Here is a 16,843-nt window from a genome sequence, read left to right on the forward strand (position 1 = left end):
GATAATGGCTATCGAAATCAAAGCCCCGTCATTCCCGGAATCGGTTGCCGATGGCACCGTTGCCACCTGGCACAAGAAACCAGGCGACGCTGTAAAGCGTGACGACCTGATCGTCGACATCGAGACCGACAAAGTCGTTCTGGAAGTGTTGGCCGAAGCTGACGGCGTGCTCGGCGCAATCGTTGCCGAAGAGGGCGCTACCGTCCTGTCCAACCAGGTACTGGGCTCGATCGAAGAGGGCGGCGCTGCTGCCGCTGCTCCGGCCGCCGCTGCTGCGCCTGCCGCTGCCCAGGCCGCTGCTCCTGCTGCCGATGGCGAAGACGATCCAGTCGCCGCGCCTGCCGCGCGCAAGATCGCCGAAGAGAATGGCATCAACATCGCTTCCGTTGCCGGCACCGGCAAGGGTGGTCGTGTGACCAAGGAAGACGTGGTTGCAGCCGTTGCCGCCAAGAAAGCCGCGCCGGCCGCTGCGCCCGCCAAGGCTGCCGCACCTGCCGCTGCCGCTCCGGTGTTCGCTGCCGGTGATCGCGTTGAAAAACGCGTTCCGATGACCCGCCTGCGCGCCAAGGTTGCCGAGCGTCTGGTTGAAGCCCAGTCGAACATGGCGATGCTGACCACTTTCAACGAAGTCGACATGACCGAAGTCATGGCCCTGCGTTCGAAGTACAAGGACCTGTTCGAGAAGAGCCACAACGGCGTACGCCTGGGCTTCATGTCGTTCTTCGTCAAGGCTGCCACTGAAGCACTCAAGCGCTTCCCAGCCGTCAACGCGTCGATCGACGGTTCCGACATCGTTTACCACGGTTACGCCGACATCGGTGTCGCGGTCTCCAGCGACCGTGGCCTGGTGGTTCCGGTCCTGCGTAACGCCGAACTGATGAGCCTGGCTGAAATCGAAGGCGGCATCGCCACCTTCGGCAAGAAGGCCCGTGACGGCAAGCTGTCCATCGAAGAGATGACCGGCGGTACGTTCACCATCACCAACGGTGGTACATTCGGTTCGATGATGTCGACCCCGATCGTCAACCCGCCACAAGCGGCGATCCTGGGCATGCACAACATCCTGCAACGTCCGATGGCGATCAATGGTCAGGTCGTGATTCGTCCTATGATGTATCTGGCATTGTCTTACGATCACCGCCTGATCGACGGTAAAGAAGCCGTGACTTTCCTGGTTACCATCAAGAACCTGCTTGAAGATCCGGCTCGTCTGCTCCTGGATATTTAAAAAGCAGCTGCAAACTGCAAGTGACAAGCCACACGCTCAGGTGAGCTGTGCGGGCTTTCAACTTGCAGCTTGCGGCTTGTAGCTTGCAGCTAAAAGGAATCTTTTATGACTCAGAAATTCGACGTGGTAGTGATTGGTGCGGGCCCTGGCGGCTACGTAGCGGCCATCAAGGCAGCGCAACTGGGCCTCACCACTGCCTGCATCGAGAAATACACCGACAAGGAGGGCAAACTGGCCCTCGGCGGTACTTGCCTGAACGTCGGTTGCATTCCATCCAAGGCGCTGCTGGACAGCTCCTGGAAGTTCCATGAAGCGCAGGATGGCCTGGCCATTCACGGCATTGGCGGTGTCAACCGCGAAAGCGTCACCATTGACGTGCCTGCGATGGTTGGCCGCAAAGCCAATATCGTCAAAGGCCTGACCTCCGGTGTTGCCACGCTGTTCAAGGCCAACGGTGTGACCTCGATCCAGGGCCACGGCAAGCTGCTGATGGGCAAGAAAGTCGAAGTGACCAAGCCTGATGGCTCGGTTGAAGTGATCGAAGCCGAGAACGTCATCCTGGCACCTGGCTCGCGTCCGATCGACATTCCGCCGGCTCCGGTCGACCAGAACGTGATCGTCGATTCCACTGGCGCTCTGGAATTCCAATCCGTGCCAAAACGTCTGGGCGTGATCGGCGCTGGCGTGATCGGCCTGGAGCTGGGTTCGGTATGGTCGCGCCTGGGCGCGCAAGTGACCGTCCTGGAAGCACTGGACACCTTCCTGATGGCCGCCGACACCGCGGTTTCCAAGGAAGCGCTGAAAACCCTGACCAAACAGGGTCTGGACATCAAGCTGGGCGCTCGTGTGACCGGTTCCAAGGTCAACGGCGAAGAAGTCGTGGTGAACTACACCGACGCCAACGGCGAGCAGACCATCACCTTCGACAAACTGATCGTTGCGGTTGGCCGTCGCCCAGTGACCACCGACCTGCTGGCTGCCGATTGCGGTGTGACCCTCGACGAGCGCGGCTTCATCGCGGTCGATGATCAGTGCGCAACCGACGTACCGGGCGTCTTCGCCATCGGTGACGTGGTACGCGGCATGATGCTGGCGCACAAGGCGTCCGAAGAAGGCATCATGGTCGTTGAGCGCATCAAGGGCCACAAAGCCCAGATCAACTACGACCTGATCCCGTCGGTTATCTACACCCACCCGGAAATCGCATGGGTCGGTAAAACCGAGCAGGCCTTGAAAGCCGAGGGCGTTGAAGTTAACGTCGGCACCTTCCCGTTCGCCGCCAGTGGCCGTGCCATGGCAGCCAACGATACCGGTGGTTTCGTGAAAGTTATCGCCGATGCCAAGACAGATCGCGTATTGGGCGTTCACGTCATTGGCCCAAGCGCTGCCGAGCTGGTACAGCAAGGCGCGATCGGTATGGAATTCGGCACCAGCGCTGAAGATCTGGGCATGATGGTCTTCTCCCATCCGACCCTGTCCGAAGCCTTGCACGAAGCGGCTCTGGCCGTAAATGGCGGCGCCATCCACGTGGCCAACCGCAAAAAGCGTTAATAGACAATAAGAAACCACGGCGGTATGGCCCGTCGTGAGCCTTGCGAGCAAGACTCACCGCGGAATATCCGCTGGACGCAGCCTTGCGTAGTGGCACCGGTTATCTGGAACGCTACGCAAGCAGCAGTCACAGGTGGTGCGGCACCATAACGGTGCAGCACCGAATGCGCAGTACCTAACGAAGACGGTAATAAGCATGAATCTTCACGAGTATCAGGGTAAGCAGCTGTTCGCTGAGTACGGCCTGCCAGTATCCACCGGCTACGCGGTAGACACCCCGGAAGCGGCAGCAGAAGCTTGCGACAAAATCGGCGGCAGCGAATGGGTGGTCAAAGCCCAGGTTCACGCCGGTGGTCGCGGTAAAGCGGGCGGCGTCAAGCTGGTTCGCAGCAAAGAAGACGCCAAAGCCTTCGCACAGCAGTGGCTGGGCAAGCGTCTGGTGACCTACCAGACTGACGCCAACGGTCAGCCAGTCACCAAGATCCTGGTTGAATCGTGCACTGATATCGCTAAAGAGCTGTACCTGGGCGCTGTCGTTGACCGTTCGAGCCGCCGTATCGTGTTCATGGCTTCCACCGAAGGTGGCGTGGACATCGAGAAAATCGCTCACGATACCCCTGAGAAAATCCTCAAGGCCACCATCGATCCACTGGTTGGCGCCCAGCCATTCCAGGGGCGCGAGCTGGCATTCCAGCTGGGCCTGGAAGGCAAGCAGGTCACTCAGTTCGCCAAGATCTTCGTAGGCCTGGCCAAGCTGTTCCAGGACCACGACCTGGCGCTGCTGGAAGTGAACCCGCTGGTGATCAAGGCCGATGGCGATCTGCACTGCCTCGATGCCAAGATCAACATCGACGCCAACGCCATGTACCGTCAGCCTAAGCTGAAGACTTTCCACGATCCGTCGCAAGACGATCCGCGCGAAGCGCACGCTGCCAAGTTCGAACTGAACTACGTGGCCCTGGAAGGCAACATCGGCTGCATGGTCAACGGTGCTGGCCTGGCCATGGGTACCATGGACATCGTCAACCTGCATGGCGGCAAACCAGCCAACTTCCTCGACGTGGGTGGTGGTGCTACCAAGGAACGCGTAACCGAAGCGTTCAAGATCATCCTGTCCGACACTAACGTCGCTGCAGTACTGGTCAACATCTTCGGCGGCATCGTTCGTTGCGACATGATTGCCGAAGGCATCATCGGCGCCGTGAAAGAAGTCGGCGTGAAAATCCCGGTTGTTGTTCGCCTCGAAGGCAACAACGCTGAGCTGGGCGCTAAAGTACTGGCAGAAAGCGGTTTGAACATCATCGCTGCTACCAGCCTGACCGACGCTGCTCAACAAGTTGTTAAAGCTGCGGAGGGCAAATAATGAGCGTCCTGATCAATAAAGACACCAAGGTTATCTGCCAGGGTATTACCGGTTCGCAAGGTAGTTTCCACACCCAGCAAGCTCTGGAATACGGCACCAAGATGGTTGGCGGCGTAACACCGGGCAAAGGCGGCACCGAGCACCTGGGCCTGCCTGTCTTCAACACTGTCAAAGACGCTGTTGCTGCCACTGGCGCCACCGCCAGCGTGATCTACGTTCCAGCGCCTTTCTGCAAGGATTCCATCCTTGAAGCAGCGTTCGGCGGCATCAAGCTGATCGTCTGCATCACCGAAGGCATCCCGACCATCGACATGCTGGAAGCCAAGGTCAAGTGCGACGAGCTGGGTATCACCCTGATCGGCCCTAACTGCCCAGGCGTGATCACTCCAGGCGAATGCAAGATCGGCATCATGCCAGGTCACATTCACTTGCCAGGCAAGGTCGGTATCGTTTCCCGTTCCGGCACCCTGACTTACGAAGCCGTCAAGCAGACCACTGACGCCGGTTTCGGTCAGTCGACTTGCGTCGGCATCGGCGGTGACCCGATCCCAGGCTCCAACTTCATCGACATCCTGAAGCTGTTCCAGGAAGACCCGAAGACCGAAGCGATCGTCATGATCGGTGAGATCGGCGGTTCGGCTGAAGAAGAAGCGGCTGCCTACATCAAGGCTAACGTGACCAAGCCGGTTGTTTCCTACATCGCAGGTGTGACTGCTCCTCCGGGCAAGCGCATGGGCCATGCTGGCGCAATCATCTCTGGCGGCAAAGGCACTGCGGACGAGAAATTCGCCGCTCTGCAAGACGCAGGCGTGAAAACCGTGCGTTCGCTGGCAGACATCGGCAAGGCCCTGGCCGAGCTGACTGGCTGGGAAATGAAGAAGTAAGCTTCGGCTGACTTTTTGTTCCAGCAACAAAGGCCACCTTCGGGTGGCCTTTGTCGTTTCTGAAAATCAAAAGATCGCAGCCTTCGGCAGCTCCTACGGTTGGAATGCAATCCCATGTAGGAGCTGCCAAAGGCTGCGATCTTTTGATCTGCAAGGTAAAAAAGATACGTAAACGCGACACGAAAACGTCGTGCATCGGATAGTTTGCCCCCTAACAGTGCGTTATTCACACTAATTCGTTAGGCTAGCCGCCATTTTTGCGACCGCTGCCCACAAGGAAGCGGTGCGCTAAACGGGTTGGTCTTATACGGATCGGCAGCATTTCCCTCCACCCTCAAGGGAAATCCCTCTCTAAATTCCGATTCAGCAGTGTGGTTTCCTTAAAATGAAAGTGTTGAAAGGCCAGGACATCCTGGCGCTTGGTTTCATGACATTTGCCCTGTTCGTTGGGGCCGGCAACATCATCTTCCCGCCCATCGTCGGTTTGCAGTCCGGGCCCCATGTCTGGATGGCTGCGTTGGGCTTCCTGGTCACGGCGGTCGGGCTACCGGTCATCACCGTCGTTGCGCTGGCCAAGGTCGGTGGGGCGATGGATGCCTTGAGCAGTCCTATCGGCAAGGTTGCCGGTGGCCTGTTGGCGGCCGTGTGCTACCTGGCCGTCGGGCCGCTGTTCGCCACGCCTCGTACCGCCACCGTCTCGTTCGAAGTCGGGTTGGCGCCGTTGACCGGTGAAAGCCCGCTGGCGTTGTTTCTCTACAGCGCGGTGTATTTCCTGTTGGTGTTCTTCATCTCGCTCTATCCGGGCCGCTTGCTGGACACCGTCGGGCGATTCCTCGCACCGCTGAAAATCATCGCTCTGGCCGTACTGGGCATTGCCGCGTTTGCCTTGCCCGCCGGCGATATCGGCGTGGCGACACCTGAATACGTCGCGGCGCCGTTCTCCCAAGGCTTCATCAATGGTTACCTGACCATGGATACCTTGGGCGCATTGGTGTTTGGCATCGTCATCGTCAATGCGATCCGTTCCCGGGGCGTTGAATCGCCCGCCTTGATCACCCGCTACGCCATCATCGCCGGGCTGATCGCCGGGGTTGGCCTGGCGCTGGTCTATGTCAGTCTGTTCCGCCTGGGTTCTGGCAGCCATGAAGTGGCCGCGGGCGCGAGCAACGGCGCGGCGGTGCTGCATGCCTATGTGCAACACACGTTCGGCAGCCTGGGCAGCGGTTTCCTGGCGGTGCTGATTTCCCTGGCCTGCCTGGTCACTGCAGTGGGCCTGACGTGCGCCTGTGCCGAGTACTTCAGCCGTGTCTTGCCGCTGTCGTACAAAACACTGGTGGTCATCCTGGCGGCGTTTTCGCTGCTGGTGTCGAACCTCGGACTGACCAAGCTGATCGCTTTCTCGATCCCGGTCCTGACCGCGATTTACCCACCGTGCATTGCCTTGGTGGCCTTGAGCTTCTGCAAGGACTTTTGGCATGAGCAGGGGCGCATTGTCGGCCCGGTCATGCTGGTGTCGTTCCTGTTTGGCCTGATCGATGCGCTCAAAGGCGCCGGACTGGCGGATTGGATGCCGACGCAAATGGCCCACCTGCCATTGAGCGAGCAGGGCCTGGCCTGGCTCGTTCCGTCGGTGATGACCCTGGCGGTTGCGCTGGTGTGCGATCGTCTGCTGGGCAAGCGCAGCGAAGCCTTGGCCTAGGTGGCCGCGGCCAGCCACAAGCGAGGCCGCCGGTAGAAAAACAAATGCCCCGTATCCATCGATACGGGGCATTTTTTATGGCGCCGGTGCAGTGTCTTTTTCCTTGGACTAACGTCGAAGCATTGTCTTGCAGGACCTGTGGGAGCGGGCTTGCTCGCGAATGCGGTGTGTCAGGCGACATAGTGACTAGCTGAAACCCCGCATTCGCGAGCAAGCCCGCTCCCACAGGGGCACTGCGAGTATTGCTTGAGCTTATGTTTGTCGTCATACAGGAAATCGAATGTCATTCATCCAAGCCAATCTGATCCATCTTCTGGCCGCTGTCTGGTTCGTCGTCTGCTGGGGCGGCTACACCCGTTATGCCTCGTTGAAAGCCCGCGATACGGCCTGTCTGGCCAGCGTCATGCACTTGTATCGCGAAGACTGGATGCGCCGCATGTTGCTGCGCGAAAACCGTATCGCCGACGCCAGCGTGATCGGCAATCTGGAGCGCAACGCGTCATTCTTCGCCTCCAGCACGCTGATCATCCTGGCAGGCATCCTGACGGTGCTCGGGGCGTCCGACCGTGCGGTGTCGTTGCTGGCGGACTTGCCGATGGTGCAGCAGGCATCCCAGGGCATGTCGGAGGCCAAGTTGCTGTGCCTGGCGCTGGTGTTTGTGTATGCCTTCTTCACCTTCAGTTGGTGCATGCGCCAATACAACTTTGCGGCGGTTCTGGTGGGATCGGCTCCGATGATCGGCGAGCGCCATGTATCGGCGCAGGAGCGCAAGGCCTTCGCGCTCAGGGCGGCGCGGGTGATCTCCATGGCGGCCAACCAGTTCAATTTTGGCCTGCGCGCTTATTATTTCGGCATGACCATGTTGGCGTGGTTCGTCAGCCCCTGGTTATTCATGTTGATGAGTGCAGGAGTGGTGTTGGTGCTGTATCGCCGGGAGTTTCATTCCGATGTGCTGCAGGTCATGGTTTACACCCCCACCGAAGCGCCATTGCCTGATGCAGGCAAGGACCTGGCGTGACAGAGCAGTCACTATCAAATGGCAGACAAAAGAAAACCCGCACCAGGCGGGTTTCTTTTAAGCTCAAACCGTATTAGTTGGTGGCCGGTGCAGTGGCGGGCGCTGTTGCAGGTGCTTGTTCCTGTGTAGCAGCTTCGTTCGATTCGGCCTGATCTTTGGCGGCTTCGGCGTTTTCTTTCGCTGCGTCGTTCACTTTATCCTGTGCTTCGTTCATTTTTTCCTGAGCTTGCTCAGAGTGTTCGGCGGCATCTTGAGCTTTGTCCTCGGATTTTTTATCGCAGGCAGCGAGACCGAGGGAGGCGGCCAACATCAAGGCAATAGCTAAAGTCTTACGCATGGGGTGTTTCTCCTTATGGAAATAACTACTGGCCTTTTGAACGCCGTCCTTTGGATTAAGTTCCTCTTTTGCTACAGATATATAACTTTGCATGGAAACGGAACTTTATAGGGCGTGCCAGTTATCGCGTCTACTCACTCATAAAGGCGTTGATTCAATGGCTGAAGACTCCGTTTTTGAGCGTGCGACACGTTTTTTGTCCGCGCTGCGGCATTGCCAGGTATTGGGCTTGAAGTTGCACAGCGCCAGTCGCCAAGGGCTGACCGTGATCCTGCCTTACAGCCCCCAGATCGTCGGCAACCCCCTCACGGGCATCATCCATGGTGGCGCGTTGACCTCGTTGATGGACACGGCGTGCGGCATGTCGACGTTGTGCGTGTTGCCGCAGTTCGAGGTCTGTCCGACCCTGGACCTGCGCATCGACTACATGCACGCCGCTGAGCCGAACAAGGATATCTATGGTTTCGCCCAATGCTATCGGGTCACTCAGGACGTGATCTTCAGCCGTGGTTTTGCCTATCAGGACGACCCTGAGCAACCCATCGCCCATGTGGTGGGCACCTTCATGCGCCTGGGCCCGCACGCCAGGGGAATCAGAAGAACCGGCCCGCTGACTGCCGTGGACACGCCATGACCGATATCACTCAGGAACAACTGCGCAACGCCTGCGAGCGGGGTGACTACGCGCTGCTACTGGCCTCGATCCCCTATGCGCGGCTGATCGGCGTCGAATGCTCGCGTCAGGGTGAGGAGCTGCTGTTTCGCCTGCCGGCCAACAAGGACAACATTGGTAACCCTTTATTGCCGGCCATCCACGGTGGCGTTATCGCCGGTTTCATGGAGTTGTCGGCGGCGGTGTATCTGCTGATTGCCACCCGCGCGACGGGCGTGCCGAAAATCATCGATTTCTCCCTGGATTACCTGCGCGCCGGGCAGTTTCGCGACACGTATGCCCGATGCCAGGTCTGGCGCCAGGGGCGCCGGGTAGCCAATGTGGCGATCACCGCCTGGCAGGACGCCGAGGCCCAGCCCATTGCCACCGCCCGGGCGCATTTCAAGATTCAGGAGTCTTCAAAAAAGCATTGCCCTTGAAATCATCAGCGTTGCCCCCACCTTGAGGACATCCCGCCGCCAATCTCAGCGAGGCGGACACCACCATCCACTTGGAGTTTGATGACCATGAGCGTGGAAACTCAAAAGGAAACCCTGGGCTTCCAGACCGAGGTGAAGCAACTGCTGCACCTGATGATTCACTCGCTGTATTCGAATAAGGAAATTTTCCTTCGCGAGCTGATTTCGAACGCCTCTGACGCTGTCGACAAATTACGTTTCGAAGCCCTGTCCAAGCCAGAGTTGCTGGAAGGCGGCGCCGAACTGAAAATCCGCGTGAGCTTCGACAAGGACGCCAAGACCGTCACCCTCGAAGACAACGGCATCGGCATGAGCCGCGAAGAGGTGATCACTCACCTGGGCACCATCGCCAAGTCCGGCACCGCCGATTTCATGAAGAACCTCTCCGGCGACCAGAAAAAAGACTCCCACCTCATCGGCCAGTTCGGTGTCGGTTTCTATTCCGCGTTCATCGTCGCTGAGCAGGTTGAAGTATTCAGCCGCCGTGCCGGCCTCGCTGCGAGCGAAGGCGTGCATTGGTCGTCCAAGGGCGAGGGCGAGTTTGAAGTCGCCACCGTCGACAAGGCTGATCGCGGTACCCGCATCGTCTTGCACCTCAAGTCGGGTGAAGATGAATTCGCCGATGGCTGGCGTCTGCGCAACATCATCAAGAAGTACTCCGACCATATCGCTTTGCCGATCGAGCTGCCGAAGGAAGTGACCGCGGCCGAAGGCGAGGAAAAACCGGAAGTGGAATGGGAAACCGTCAACCGCGCCAGTGCCCTGTGGACCCGTCCACGTACTGAAGTGAAAGACGAGGAATACCAGGAGTTCTACAAGCACATTGCCCACGATTACGAGAATCCGCTGAGCTGGAGCCACAACAAGGTCGAAGGCAAGCTGGAGTACAACTCGCTGTTGTACGTGCCGGCCCGTGCGCCATTTGACTTGTACCAGCGCGAAGCTCCACGCGGCCTGAAGCTGTACGTGCAGCGTGTGTTCGTGATGGACCAGGCCGAATCGTTCCTGCCGCTGTACCTGCGCTTCATCAAGGGCGTGGTGGATTCCAATGACCTGTCCCTGAACGTCTCGCGGGAAATCCTGCAGAAAGACCCGATCATCGACTCCATGAAGTCGGCGCTGACCAAGCGTGTCCTGGACATGCTGGAGAAACTGGCGAAAAACGAGCCCGAGCAGTACAAGGGCTTCTGGAAGAACTTCGGCCAGGTGATGAAAGAAGGCCCTGCCGAGGACTTCGCCAACAAAGAAAAAATCGCTGGCCTGCTGCGCTTTGCTTCCACACAGGGTGACGATGGCGAACAGATCGTTGGCCTGGCCGACTACCTGGCCCGCGCCAAGGAAGGCCAGGACAAGATCTACTACCTGACCGGTGAAACGTATGCACAGGTCAAGAACAGTCCGCACCTGGAAGTCTTCCGCAAGAAAGGCATCGAAGTGCTGCTGCTGACCGACCGCATCGACGAATGGCTGATGAGCTACCTCAGCGAGTTCGACGGCAAGAGCTTTGTCGACGTGGCCCGTGGTGATCTGGACTTGGGCAACCTGGATTCGGAAGAAGACAAGAAAGCTGCCGAAGAAGTCGCCAAGAGCAAGGAAGGCCTGGTTGAGCGGATCAAGACGGCCCTGGGTGATGCCGTCAGCGAAGTGCGGGTTTCTCACCGCCTGACGGACTCCCCGGCGATCCTGGCCATCGGTGAACAGGACCTGGGCCTGCAGATGCGCCAGATCCTTGAAGCCAGCGGCCAGAAAGTCCCGGACTCCAAGCCGATCTTCGAATTCAACCCGGCCCACCCGCTGGTGGATAAGCTCGACAATGAGCAGAGCGAAGAGCGTTTCGGCGACCTGTCGCACATCCTGTTCGATCAAGCCGCCCTGGCGGCGGGTGACAGCCTGAAGGACCCGGCGGCCTACGTACGCCGCCTGAACAAGCTGTTGGTTGAACTGTCAGCTTAATCAAGTGCAGGAAAAACCCGCTTCGGCGGGTTTTTTTCATTTCTGGTGTTCCGTTTCAAGAGGAGTCCGTCATGAGTCAGGTTACGGTTCGTTCGCTGGTGTATCAGATCGATGGTCAAACCTATGAGGGCCGCCTGGCCTTCGACGTTAGCCAACAGGGCTCGCGCCCAGGTTTGCTGATGGCGCCCAATTGGATGGGCGTAGGGGCGGGGGCCGAGGAAATCGCCAAGTCGGTGGCGGCCAACGGCTATGTTGTGTTGATCGCCGATCTTTACGGCCAGGACGTGCGCCCGACCAATGCCGATGAAGCCGGGGCTGCGATGATGCCGCTCAAGAATGATCGTGCCTTGTTGCGCAAGCGCATGCAGGCGGCATTCGAGCAACTGCAAAGTCAGGGTGAGGCGCAGGTCGATGCGTCGAGACTGGCCACGTTCGGTTTCTGCTTCGGCGGCTGCTGCTCCCTGGAGCTGGCGCGCACAGGCGCACCGTTGAAGGCCGCTATTTCGTTCCATGGCACCCTGGATACACCCAATCCTGCGGATGCGCAGAACATCAAGGGGGCGGTGCTGGTCATGCATGGTGCCTCGGACCCCTTGGTGCCCAAGGAGCAACTGCCGGCCTTCGAAGACGAAATGAATGCCGCCGGGGTGGATTGGCAACTGCTGAGCTATGGTGGCGCGGTGCATTCGTTTACCGATCCGCAGGCCAATGTTCCGGGCAAGATGATGTACGACGCCAAGGTTGCCGCACGGGCTTTCAGGTCGATGCATAATTTGCTGGATGAAGTGCTAAGGGGTTGAGATCGGTGGGGATCTGATTTTCCTGTTCTCTGGGCTGGCCCATTCGCGAGCAAGCCCGCTCCCACATTTAATCTCTGGCGAACACAGCATCTGTAGACGACGCGATCGATTGTGGGAGCGGGCTTGCTCGCGAATGGGCCAGCCCAGACATTCTTGAATTCAGGGCAACTCGATCCGCTCGCTTTCCCCCGGCACGCTCGGCCAGTCCCCGGCCGCCCAGCGTTGGCGGGCTTCATCTATTCGCGCCGGATCGCTGGAGACGAAATTCCAGTTGATCCGACGTGGCCCATCCAGTGGCGCACCGCCGAACAACACCGCATGGCAGTCGCTGTCGGCGAACAGCGTCATTTGCTCCCCGGCCGGGAGCACCACCAACGAGTGGGGTTCCAGTGGTTCACCGTCCAGTTGCGCCTCACCGCTGAGCACATACAGTGCCCGCTCTTCATGCTCGGTGGGAATCAGCAGGGTCGTCGCGGTTTGCAGGTTCAGCTCCGCGTACAGGGTCGGAGAGAGTGTCGGGACTGGCGATTCCAGGCAAAAACCCGCCCCGGCGATCATCCGGATCTTTACCCCCAGGTTATCGCTGACCGGCAGGGTGTGCGCCGGATGATGGCTGTAGTGCCCAGGCCCCTGTTCGTGGGATTTGGGCGAGGCCAGCCAGACTTGCAAGCCGTGCATGACGAAATCGCGGCCCAGCAGTGATTCGGGCGTGCGCTCGACATGGGCGATGGCGCTGCCCGCAGTCATCCAGCTGACATCCCCAGCGTCCACCACTTGATCGGAGCCGAGGCTGTCCTTGTGCTGGAGTTTCCCTTCGAACAGGTAGGTGAGGGTGGACAGCCCGATGTGGGGATGCTGACGAATGTTCATGCCTTGACCGGCTTTGTAGGAGGTTTTCAGCATGTGGTCGAAAAACACGAACGGTCCGACGCTGCGACACTTGGCGGACGGCAGCGGACGAAGAATCGGCTGGCCTTCCACATCTTCTGCGCGCGGGCGAATGGTCAGGGGCGTGATCATGATGTCTTCCAGGTTGAGCAACGGAGGGGCAAAGCATAACCCGCCGTGACAACTGGCGGCACATGCGCCGTGAACCCGGACGCGACGGTCGGGGTCTATCCTGTTCATAATCTTCTGGAGTCCACCCGTGCCCTTGACCCGTCTGATCTTCGCCTGGCTGCTGGTCGTTTCGAGCAGCGGCGTCATGGCCCGCGAATATGCCTACAGCGATGCGCACCTGCATTACGTCGACTTCTTTCAGGAAACTGCCGGCATGCCCGAGTTATTGAAGGCCATGGCCGACAATCGCATCGAGCATGTGATGATTTCAGGCATACCGGTGGCCAAGAAATGGCATGAGGATGAGCCCAAGCGCCCGCGTTACTACGCCGGTGACGATGCGGACGCCTATTGGTACAGCGCCACCGATGTGATTGTCGCGGCGGCGGTGAGCAAGTTGACCGCTGAACAACGCCAGCACTTTCATCCTTTTTTGTCCGGCTTCAACCCCAACGACAAGAACTCCGCCATGCATATCCAGCGCATGCTCGATCTGTATCCGGGTTTGTGGCAAGGCATTGGTGAGGTGTTCACCCGCCATGACGACCTGACGGCACTGACGTCGGGGGACACCCCGCGGGCCAACAACGAGGCCATGACGCGGATCTATCACCTGGCGGCGGAGAACGACCTGCCGGTGATGCTGCATTCCAACATCACCTCCAAGCGTGAGAAAAACGCGCTGTATTTGCCGGAAATTGAAGAGCCACTGCGCAACCATCCCCACACGCGGTTTATTTGGGCCCATGCCGGCACCAGCATGGAGATCCATCGTCACCAGACGCGGCTGGATTTTCTGTTGCCGACACTGACCCGGATGCTGGAGACCTATCCGAACCTGTACATAGACCTGTCCTGGAGCGTGCTCACGCCGTACTTGCTGGACGAGGCGGGCAAACCCCGCGAGGCGTGGATCAAGCTGGTGGAGCGTTTTCCGGAACGCTTCATGTTGGGGTCGGATGTAGTGGGGCGTTTCGACAAGGTCGGTAAGGAATTGCGCAGCTTCGATCCGTTCCTGGATGCATTGCCGGAAGAGGTGGCCAGGAAGGTGGCGCGGGATAATTTCCTAGCGGTATTGCCTCGTTCAGTCGCCCGCTAAGTCTGCTTTTGTGGCTGTAGGAGCTGTCGAGTGCAACGAGGCTGCGATCTTTCCCCAGCCAATTGAGTCTCAAGGGAAAGATCAAAAGATCGTCCGAACGCGGCCCGAGCCTTCGCCAGCTCCTACAGAATCGAGCGGGAGCGTATTGGTGTGCAGGGTTTGTCATCAGCCTGTCACCCCCGCGTCATACCCTCGCGCTCATCACAATCAAGGAGCGCACTATGCACCTCACCCGTTCAAGCGCACTGGTCGCGCTGTTGTCGGTCTGCGGCCTGGCCCAGGCAGAAGTCCGTGTCGAAGGCCCGGTGGAGTACGGTATCTTCGAAGGGCCTCAAGCCGAACTGCAATCGGGGGAGCGGGTTCTGCGCCGCAGCAACGAGCAGATCCGCCAGACTGAAAGTGTACCGGCCAAGCTCGGCACCAAGTTCGGTCTGCGCTACCGCTTGGCGGACAAGGTGGCTGACGACCAGCCATTGACCCTGTTGTATTTCACCCCCGGCATTCGCACCCCCGATGGCGTGCGCCACGATAAATTCGAAGTCACCCAGAAACTGGTGCCCGGCGCGCCTCAGGATGTGATGGCCTACGAATTCACCGAGAGCCACGAAGTGGTGCCGGGGGAGTGGCGGTTCATGGTGTTCCAGGGCGATCGACTGCTGGCGCAGCAGCGGTTTGTCGTGCGCTGAACTCCATCCACTGAAGGCCTCATGTGGGAGCGAGCAAGCCCGCTCCCACATTGAACTCAGGTATATTTGCCAGGCAAAAAAACGCCCCGAACCAGTCGGGGCGTTTTTTATTGATGGTAGGCGCTGGCCAAGCCTGCGATCTTTTGCTTTAAAAGATCGCAGCCTGCGGCAGCTCCTACGCGCCCTGCCAGCGCTTCAATACCAGCGTGGCGTTGGTGCCGCCGAAGCCAAAGCTGTTGCTCATTACGGTGTCGATTTTGGCGTCTTCGCGAGTCTTGGTCAGGATCGGCAGGTCGGCCACTTCCGGGTCCAGCTCGTCGATGTTGGCCGAACCGGCGATGAAGTTGCCTTCCATCATCAGCATGCAGTAGATCGCTTCGTGAACGCCGGCGGCGCCCAGGGAGTGACCCGACAGGCTCTTGGTGGAGCTGATGGCCGGGGCGTTGGCACCGAACACTTCGCGCACGCCTTTCATTTCCGCGACGTCGCCGACCGGAGTCGAAGTGCCGTGGGTGTTCAGGTAGTCGATGGGCGTGTCAACGGTGGACATGGCCATCTGCATGCAGCGGATGGCACCTTCGCCGCTTGGGGCAACCATGTCGTAGCCGTCGGACGTAGCGCCGTAGCCGACGATTTCCGCGTAGATTTTTGCGCCACGGGCCAGAGCGTGTTCCAGCTCCTCGACCACCACCATGCCGCCGCCGCCAGCAATGACAAAGCCGTCACGGTCGGCATCGTAGGCACGGGAGGCTTTTTCCGGGGTGTCGTTGCGCTTGCTGGACAGGGCGCCCATGGCGTCGAACAGGAACGACTGGCTCCAGTGTTCTTCTTCGCCGCCGCCGGCGAACACGATGTCCTGCTTGCCCATCTGGATCTGTTCCATGGCGGTACCGATGCAGTGTGCACTGGTGGCGCAGGCAGAGGCGATGGAGTAGTTCAGGCCCTTGATCTTGAAGGGGGTGGCCAGGCAGGCGGAAACGGTGCTGCTCATGGTCCGCGTGACGCGGTAGGGGCCAACGCGCTTGACGCCTTTTTCGCGCAGGATGTCCAGCGCTTCCATCTGGTTCAAGGTCGAGGCACCACCGGAACCGGCGATCAGGCCGGTGCGCGGGTTGGACACCTGCTCTTCGGTCAGGCCGGAGTCAGCGATGGCGTCCTTCATGGCCAGGTAGGCGTAAGCCGCCGCATGGCCGACGAAACGGTAGATCTTGCGATCGATCAGCTCTTCGAGGGGAAGGTCAATGGAGCCGGAAACCTGGCTACGCAGACCCATTTCGGCATATTCCGGATTGAACCGGATGCCAGGGCGACTTGCACGCAGGTTAGCGGAGACGGTCTCTTTGTCATTGCCCAGGCACGAAACGATGCCCAGACCAGTGATAACGACGCGGCGCATGCGGATAACCCTTAGAAGTTGTCAGTGGAGGTGAAAACGCCGACCCGAAGGCCTTCGGCGGTGTAGATCTCGCGACCATCCACAGCCACTGAACCATCGGCAATGGCCATGTTCAGCTTGCCCTTGAGGACGCGTTTGATATGAATGTTATAGGTAATCTTCTTCGCGCTCGGCAGAACCTGACCGAAGAACTTCACTTCGCCCGAACCCAGGGCGCGACCGCGACCCGGCAGGCCTTGCCAGCCGAGGAAGAAACCGACCAATTGCCACATGGCATCCAGGCCCAGGCAGCCCGGCATCACCGGATCACCTTCGAAGTGGCAGGCGAAAAACCACAGGTCAGGAGTGATGTCCAGCTCGGCGACCAATTCACCTTTGCCGTACTTGCCACCCTCTTCGCTGATATGGGTGATGCGATCCACCATCAGCATGTTCGGGGCGGGCAGTTGCGCGTTACCTGGGCCGAACAGCTCACCGCGACTGCAGCGCAGCAGGTCTTCCCGAGTAAAGGCGTTTTGTTTGGTCATGCGAGCTCCTCAATAGTCCCATGCGGCAGGGTGGGGCAAATCTTCCCGGCCGATCGAAGCGTTCATGCCTCGAATCGACAGCCTACTCATAGACTATTGCGTTGTAGTGAAA

At 59.2% G+C, this 16,843-nt stretch carries 16 protein-coding genes; 12 read left to right on the plus strand and 4 right to left on the minus strand.

Annotated features, from left to right (window positions below; translation table 11 throughout):
* The first annotated feature begins 4 nt into the window (after nucleotides 1-4).
* From odhB to AAIS01_RS19840, 6 genes are all read left to right on the plus strand, one after another.
* A complete protein-coding gene (gene odhB / locus AAIS01_RS19815; RefSeq protein ID WP_214913416.1) occupies nucleotides 5-1,228 on the plus strand; it encodes a 2-oxoglutarate dehydrogenase complex dihydrolipoyllysine-residue succinyltransferase in 1,224 nt (407 codons plus the stop codon).
* A 105-nt stretch (nucleotides 1,229-1,333) separates the two neighbouring features.
* Nucleotides 1,334-2,779 (plus strand): dihydrolipoyl dehydrogenase, encoded by a 1,446-nt coding sequence (gene lpdA, locus AAIS01_RS19820; protein ID WP_343470352.1) that lies wholly within the window; start codon nucleotides 1,334-1,336, stop codon nucleotides 2,777-2,779.
* Nucleotides 2,780-2,975: 196 nt separating this feature from the next.
* A complete protein-coding gene (gene sucC, locus AAIS01_RS19825) occupies nucleotides 2,976-4,142 on the plus strand; it encodes an ADP-forming succinate--CoA ligase subunit beta (protein ID WP_003179235.1) in 1,167 nt (388 codons plus the stop codon).
* Entirely contained in the window at nucleotides 4,142-5,026 is an 885-nt protein-coding gene (gene sucD, locus AAIS01_RS19830; RefSeq protein WP_014339581.1) for a succinate--CoA ligase subunit alpha, read from the plus strand. The genes sucC and sucD overlap by 1 nt, the downstream gene beginning before the upstream one ends.
* 385 nt (nucleotides 5,027-5,411) lie before the next feature.
* Nucleotides 5,412-6,725, plus strand: coding sequence for a branched-chain amino acid transport system II carrier protein (gene brnQ / locus AAIS01_RS19835; RefSeq protein ID WP_343470353.1), 1,314 nt, complete (start codon nucleotides 5,412-5,414; stop codon nucleotides 6,723-6,725).
* Nucleotides 6,726-7,005: 280 nt separating this feature from the next.
* Nucleotides 7,006-7,743: a DUF599 domain-containing protein gene (locus AAIS01_RS19840; protein ID WP_343470354.1), complete on the plus strand. Its 738-nt coding sequence runs from the start codon at nucleotides 7,006-7,008 to the stop codon at nucleotides 7,741-7,743.
* 73 nt (nucleotides 7,744-7,816) lie between these two features.
* Here AAIS01_RS19840 and AAIS01_RS19845 read toward each other — a convergent pair whose 3' ends face one another.
* Nucleotides 7,817-8,080, minus strand: a complete 264-nt coding sequence (locus AAIS01_RS19845) for a hypothetical protein (protein ID WP_139049437.1) — start codon at nucleotides 8,078-8,080, stop codon at nucleotides 7,817-7,819.
* 157 nt (nucleotides 8,081-8,237) lie between these two features.
* Here AAIS01_RS19845 and AAIS01_RS19850 point away from each other — a divergent pair, with 157 nt between their 5' ends.
* The 4 genes from AAIS01_RS19850 (at nucleotide 8,238) to AAIS01_RS19865 (ending at nucleotide 11,964) form a co-directional block, all read left to right on the plus strand.
* Nucleotides 8,238-8,714 carry a PaaI family thioesterase gene (locus tag AAIS01_RS19850; RefSeq protein WP_343470356.1) on the plus strand — a complete coding sequence of 159 codons (477 nt, stop codon included), beginning with the start codon at nucleotides 8,238-8,240 and terminating at the stop codon, nucleotides 8,712-8,714.
* Nucleotides 8,711-9,172, plus strand: coding sequence for a PaaI family thioesterase (locus AAIS01_RS19855; RefSeq protein WP_343470357.1), 462 nt, complete (start codon nucleotides 8,711-8,713; stop codon nucleotides 9,170-9,172). The genes AAIS01_RS19850 and AAIS01_RS19855 overlap by 4 nt, the downstream gene beginning before the upstream one ends.
* An 87-nt stretch (nucleotides 9,173-9,259) precedes the next feature.
* Entirely contained in the window at nucleotides 9,260-11,164 is a 1,905-nt protein-coding gene (gene htpG, locus AAIS01_RS19860) for a molecular chaperone HtpG (RefSeq protein ID WP_092400300.1), read from the plus strand.
* A gap of 71 nt (nucleotides 11,165-11,235) precedes the next feature.
* The gene (locus AAIS01_RS19865) at nucleotides 11,236-11,964 is read left to right on the plus strand and encodes a dienelactone hydrolase family protein (protein WP_092458657.1); all 729 of its coding nucleotides are present in this window, start codon (nucleotides 11,236-11,238) and stop codon (nucleotides 11,962-11,964) included.
* A gap of 159 nt (nucleotides 11,965-12,123) precedes the next feature.
* Here AAIS01_RS19865 and AAIS01_RS19870 read toward each other — a convergent pair whose 3' ends face one another.
* Nucleotides 12,124-12,984, minus strand: coding sequence for a pirin family protein (locus tag AAIS01_RS19870; protein ID WP_343470359.1), 861 nt, complete (start codon nucleotides 12,982-12,984; stop codon nucleotides 12,124-12,126).
* 184 nt (nucleotides 12,985-13,168) lie between these two features.
* Here AAIS01_RS19870 and AAIS01_RS19875 point away from each other — a divergent pair, with 184 nt between their 5' ends.
* Together AAIS01_RS19875 and AAIS01_RS19880 are read left to right on the plus strand one after the other, a co-directional pair.
* On the plus strand, nucleotides 13,169-14,122 hold the full coding sequence (locus tag AAIS01_RS19875; protein WP_343470384.1) for an amidohydrolase family protein: 954 nt from the start codon (nucleotides 13,169-13,171) through the stop codon (nucleotides 14,120-14,122).
* A gap of 221 nt (nucleotides 14,123-14,343) precedes the next feature.
* A complete protein-coding gene (locus AAIS01_RS19880) occupies nucleotides 14,344-14,808 on the plus strand; it encodes a DUF3859 domain-containing protein (RefSeq protein WP_047230336.1) in 465 nt (154 codons plus the stop codon).
* A gap of 175 nt (nucleotides 14,809-14,983) precedes the next feature.
* Here AAIS01_RS19880 and fabB read toward each other — a convergent pair whose 3' ends face one another.
* A complete protein-coding gene (gene fabB, locus AAIS01_RS19885) occupies nucleotides 14,984-16,204 on the minus strand; it encodes a beta-ketoacyl-ACP synthase I (RefSeq protein ID WP_092400145.1) in 1,221 nt (406 codons plus the stop codon).
* 11 nt (nucleotides 16,205-16,215) lie between these two features.
* Nucleotides 16,216-16,731, minus strand: coding sequence for a 3-hydroxyacyl-[acyl-carrier-protein] dehydratase FabA (gene fabA, locus AAIS01_RS19890; RefSeq protein WP_047230338.1), 516 nt, complete (start codon nucleotides 16,729-16,731; stop codon nucleotides 16,216-16,218).
* Nucleotides 16,732-16,843: the final 112 nt, after the last annotated feature.

Origin of the sequence: Pseudomonas halotolerans, assembly GCF_039581215.1 — a bacterium.
GTDB classification, from domain to species: Bacteria; Pseudomonadota; Gammaproteobacteria; order Pseudomonadales; family Pseudomonadaceae; genus Aquipseudomonas; species Aquipseudomonas tehranensis.

Excerpts from the sequence above, each read along its gene's own strand:
- sucC (WP_003179235.1), top strand. The coding sequence starts at position 2,976 with ATGAATCTTCACGAGTATCAGGGTAAGCAGCTGTTCGCTGAGTACGGC.
- AAIS01_RS19880 (WP_047230336.1), top strand. The coding sequence starts at position 14,344 with ATGCACCTCACCCGTTCAAGCGCACTGGTCGCGCTGTTGTCGGTCTGC.
- htpG (WP_092400300.1), top strand. The coding sequence starts at position 9,260 with ATGAGCGTGGAAACTCAAAAGGAAACCCTGGGCTTCCAGACCGAGGTG.
- AAIS01_RS19845 (WP_139049437.1), bottom strand. The coding sequence starts at position 8,080 with ATGCGTAAGACTTTAGCTATTGCCTTGATGTTGGCCGCCTCCCTCGGT.
- AAIS01_RS19875 (WP_343470384.1), top strand. The coding sequence starts at position 13,169 with ATGGCCCGCGAATATGCCTACAGCGATGCGCACCTGCATTACGTCGAC.
- lpdA (WP_343470352.1), top strand. The coding sequence starts at position 1,334 with ATGACTCAGAAATTCGACGTGGTAGTGATTGGTGCGGGCCCTGGCGGC.
- odhB (WP_214913416.1), top strand. The coding sequence starts at position 5 with ATGGCTATCGAAATCAAAGCCCCGTCATTCCCGGAATCGGTTGCCGAT.
- AAIS01_RS19840 (WP_343470354.1), top strand. The coding sequence starts at position 7,006 with ATGTCATTCATCCAAGCCAATCTGATCCATCTTCTGGCCGCTGTCTGG.
- AAIS01_RS19870 (WP_343470359.1), bottom strand. The coding sequence starts at position 12,984 with ATGATCACGCCCCTGACCATTCGCCCGCGCGCAGAAGATGTGGAAGGC.
- sucD (WP_014339581.1), top strand. The coding sequence starts at position 4,142 with ATGAGCGTCCTGATCAATAAAGACACCAAGGTTATCTGCCAGGGTATT.
- AAIS01_RS19850 (WP_343470356.1), top strand. The coding sequence starts at position 8,238 with ATGGCTGAAGACTCCGTTTTTGAGCGTGCGACACGTTTTTTGTCCGCG.
- fabB (WP_092400145.1), bottom strand. The coding sequence starts at position 16,204 with ATGCGCCGCGTCGTTATCACTGGTCTGGGCATCGTTTCGTGCCTGGGC.
- brnQ (WP_343470353.1), top strand. The coding sequence starts at position 5,412 with ATGAAAGTGTTGAAAGGCCAGGACATCCTGGCGCTTGGTTTCATGACA.
- fabA (WP_047230338.1), bottom strand. The coding sequence starts at position 16,731 with ATGACCAAACAAAACGCCTTTACTCGGGAAGACCTGCTGCGCTGCAGT.
- AAIS01_RS19865 (WP_092458657.1), top strand. The coding sequence starts at position 11,236 with ATGAGTCAGGTTACGGTTCGTTCGCTGGTGTATCAGATCGATGGTCAA.
- AAIS01_RS19855 (WP_343470357.1), top strand. The coding sequence starts at position 8,711 with ATGACCGATATCACTCAGGAACAACTGCGCAACGCCTGCGAGCGGGGT.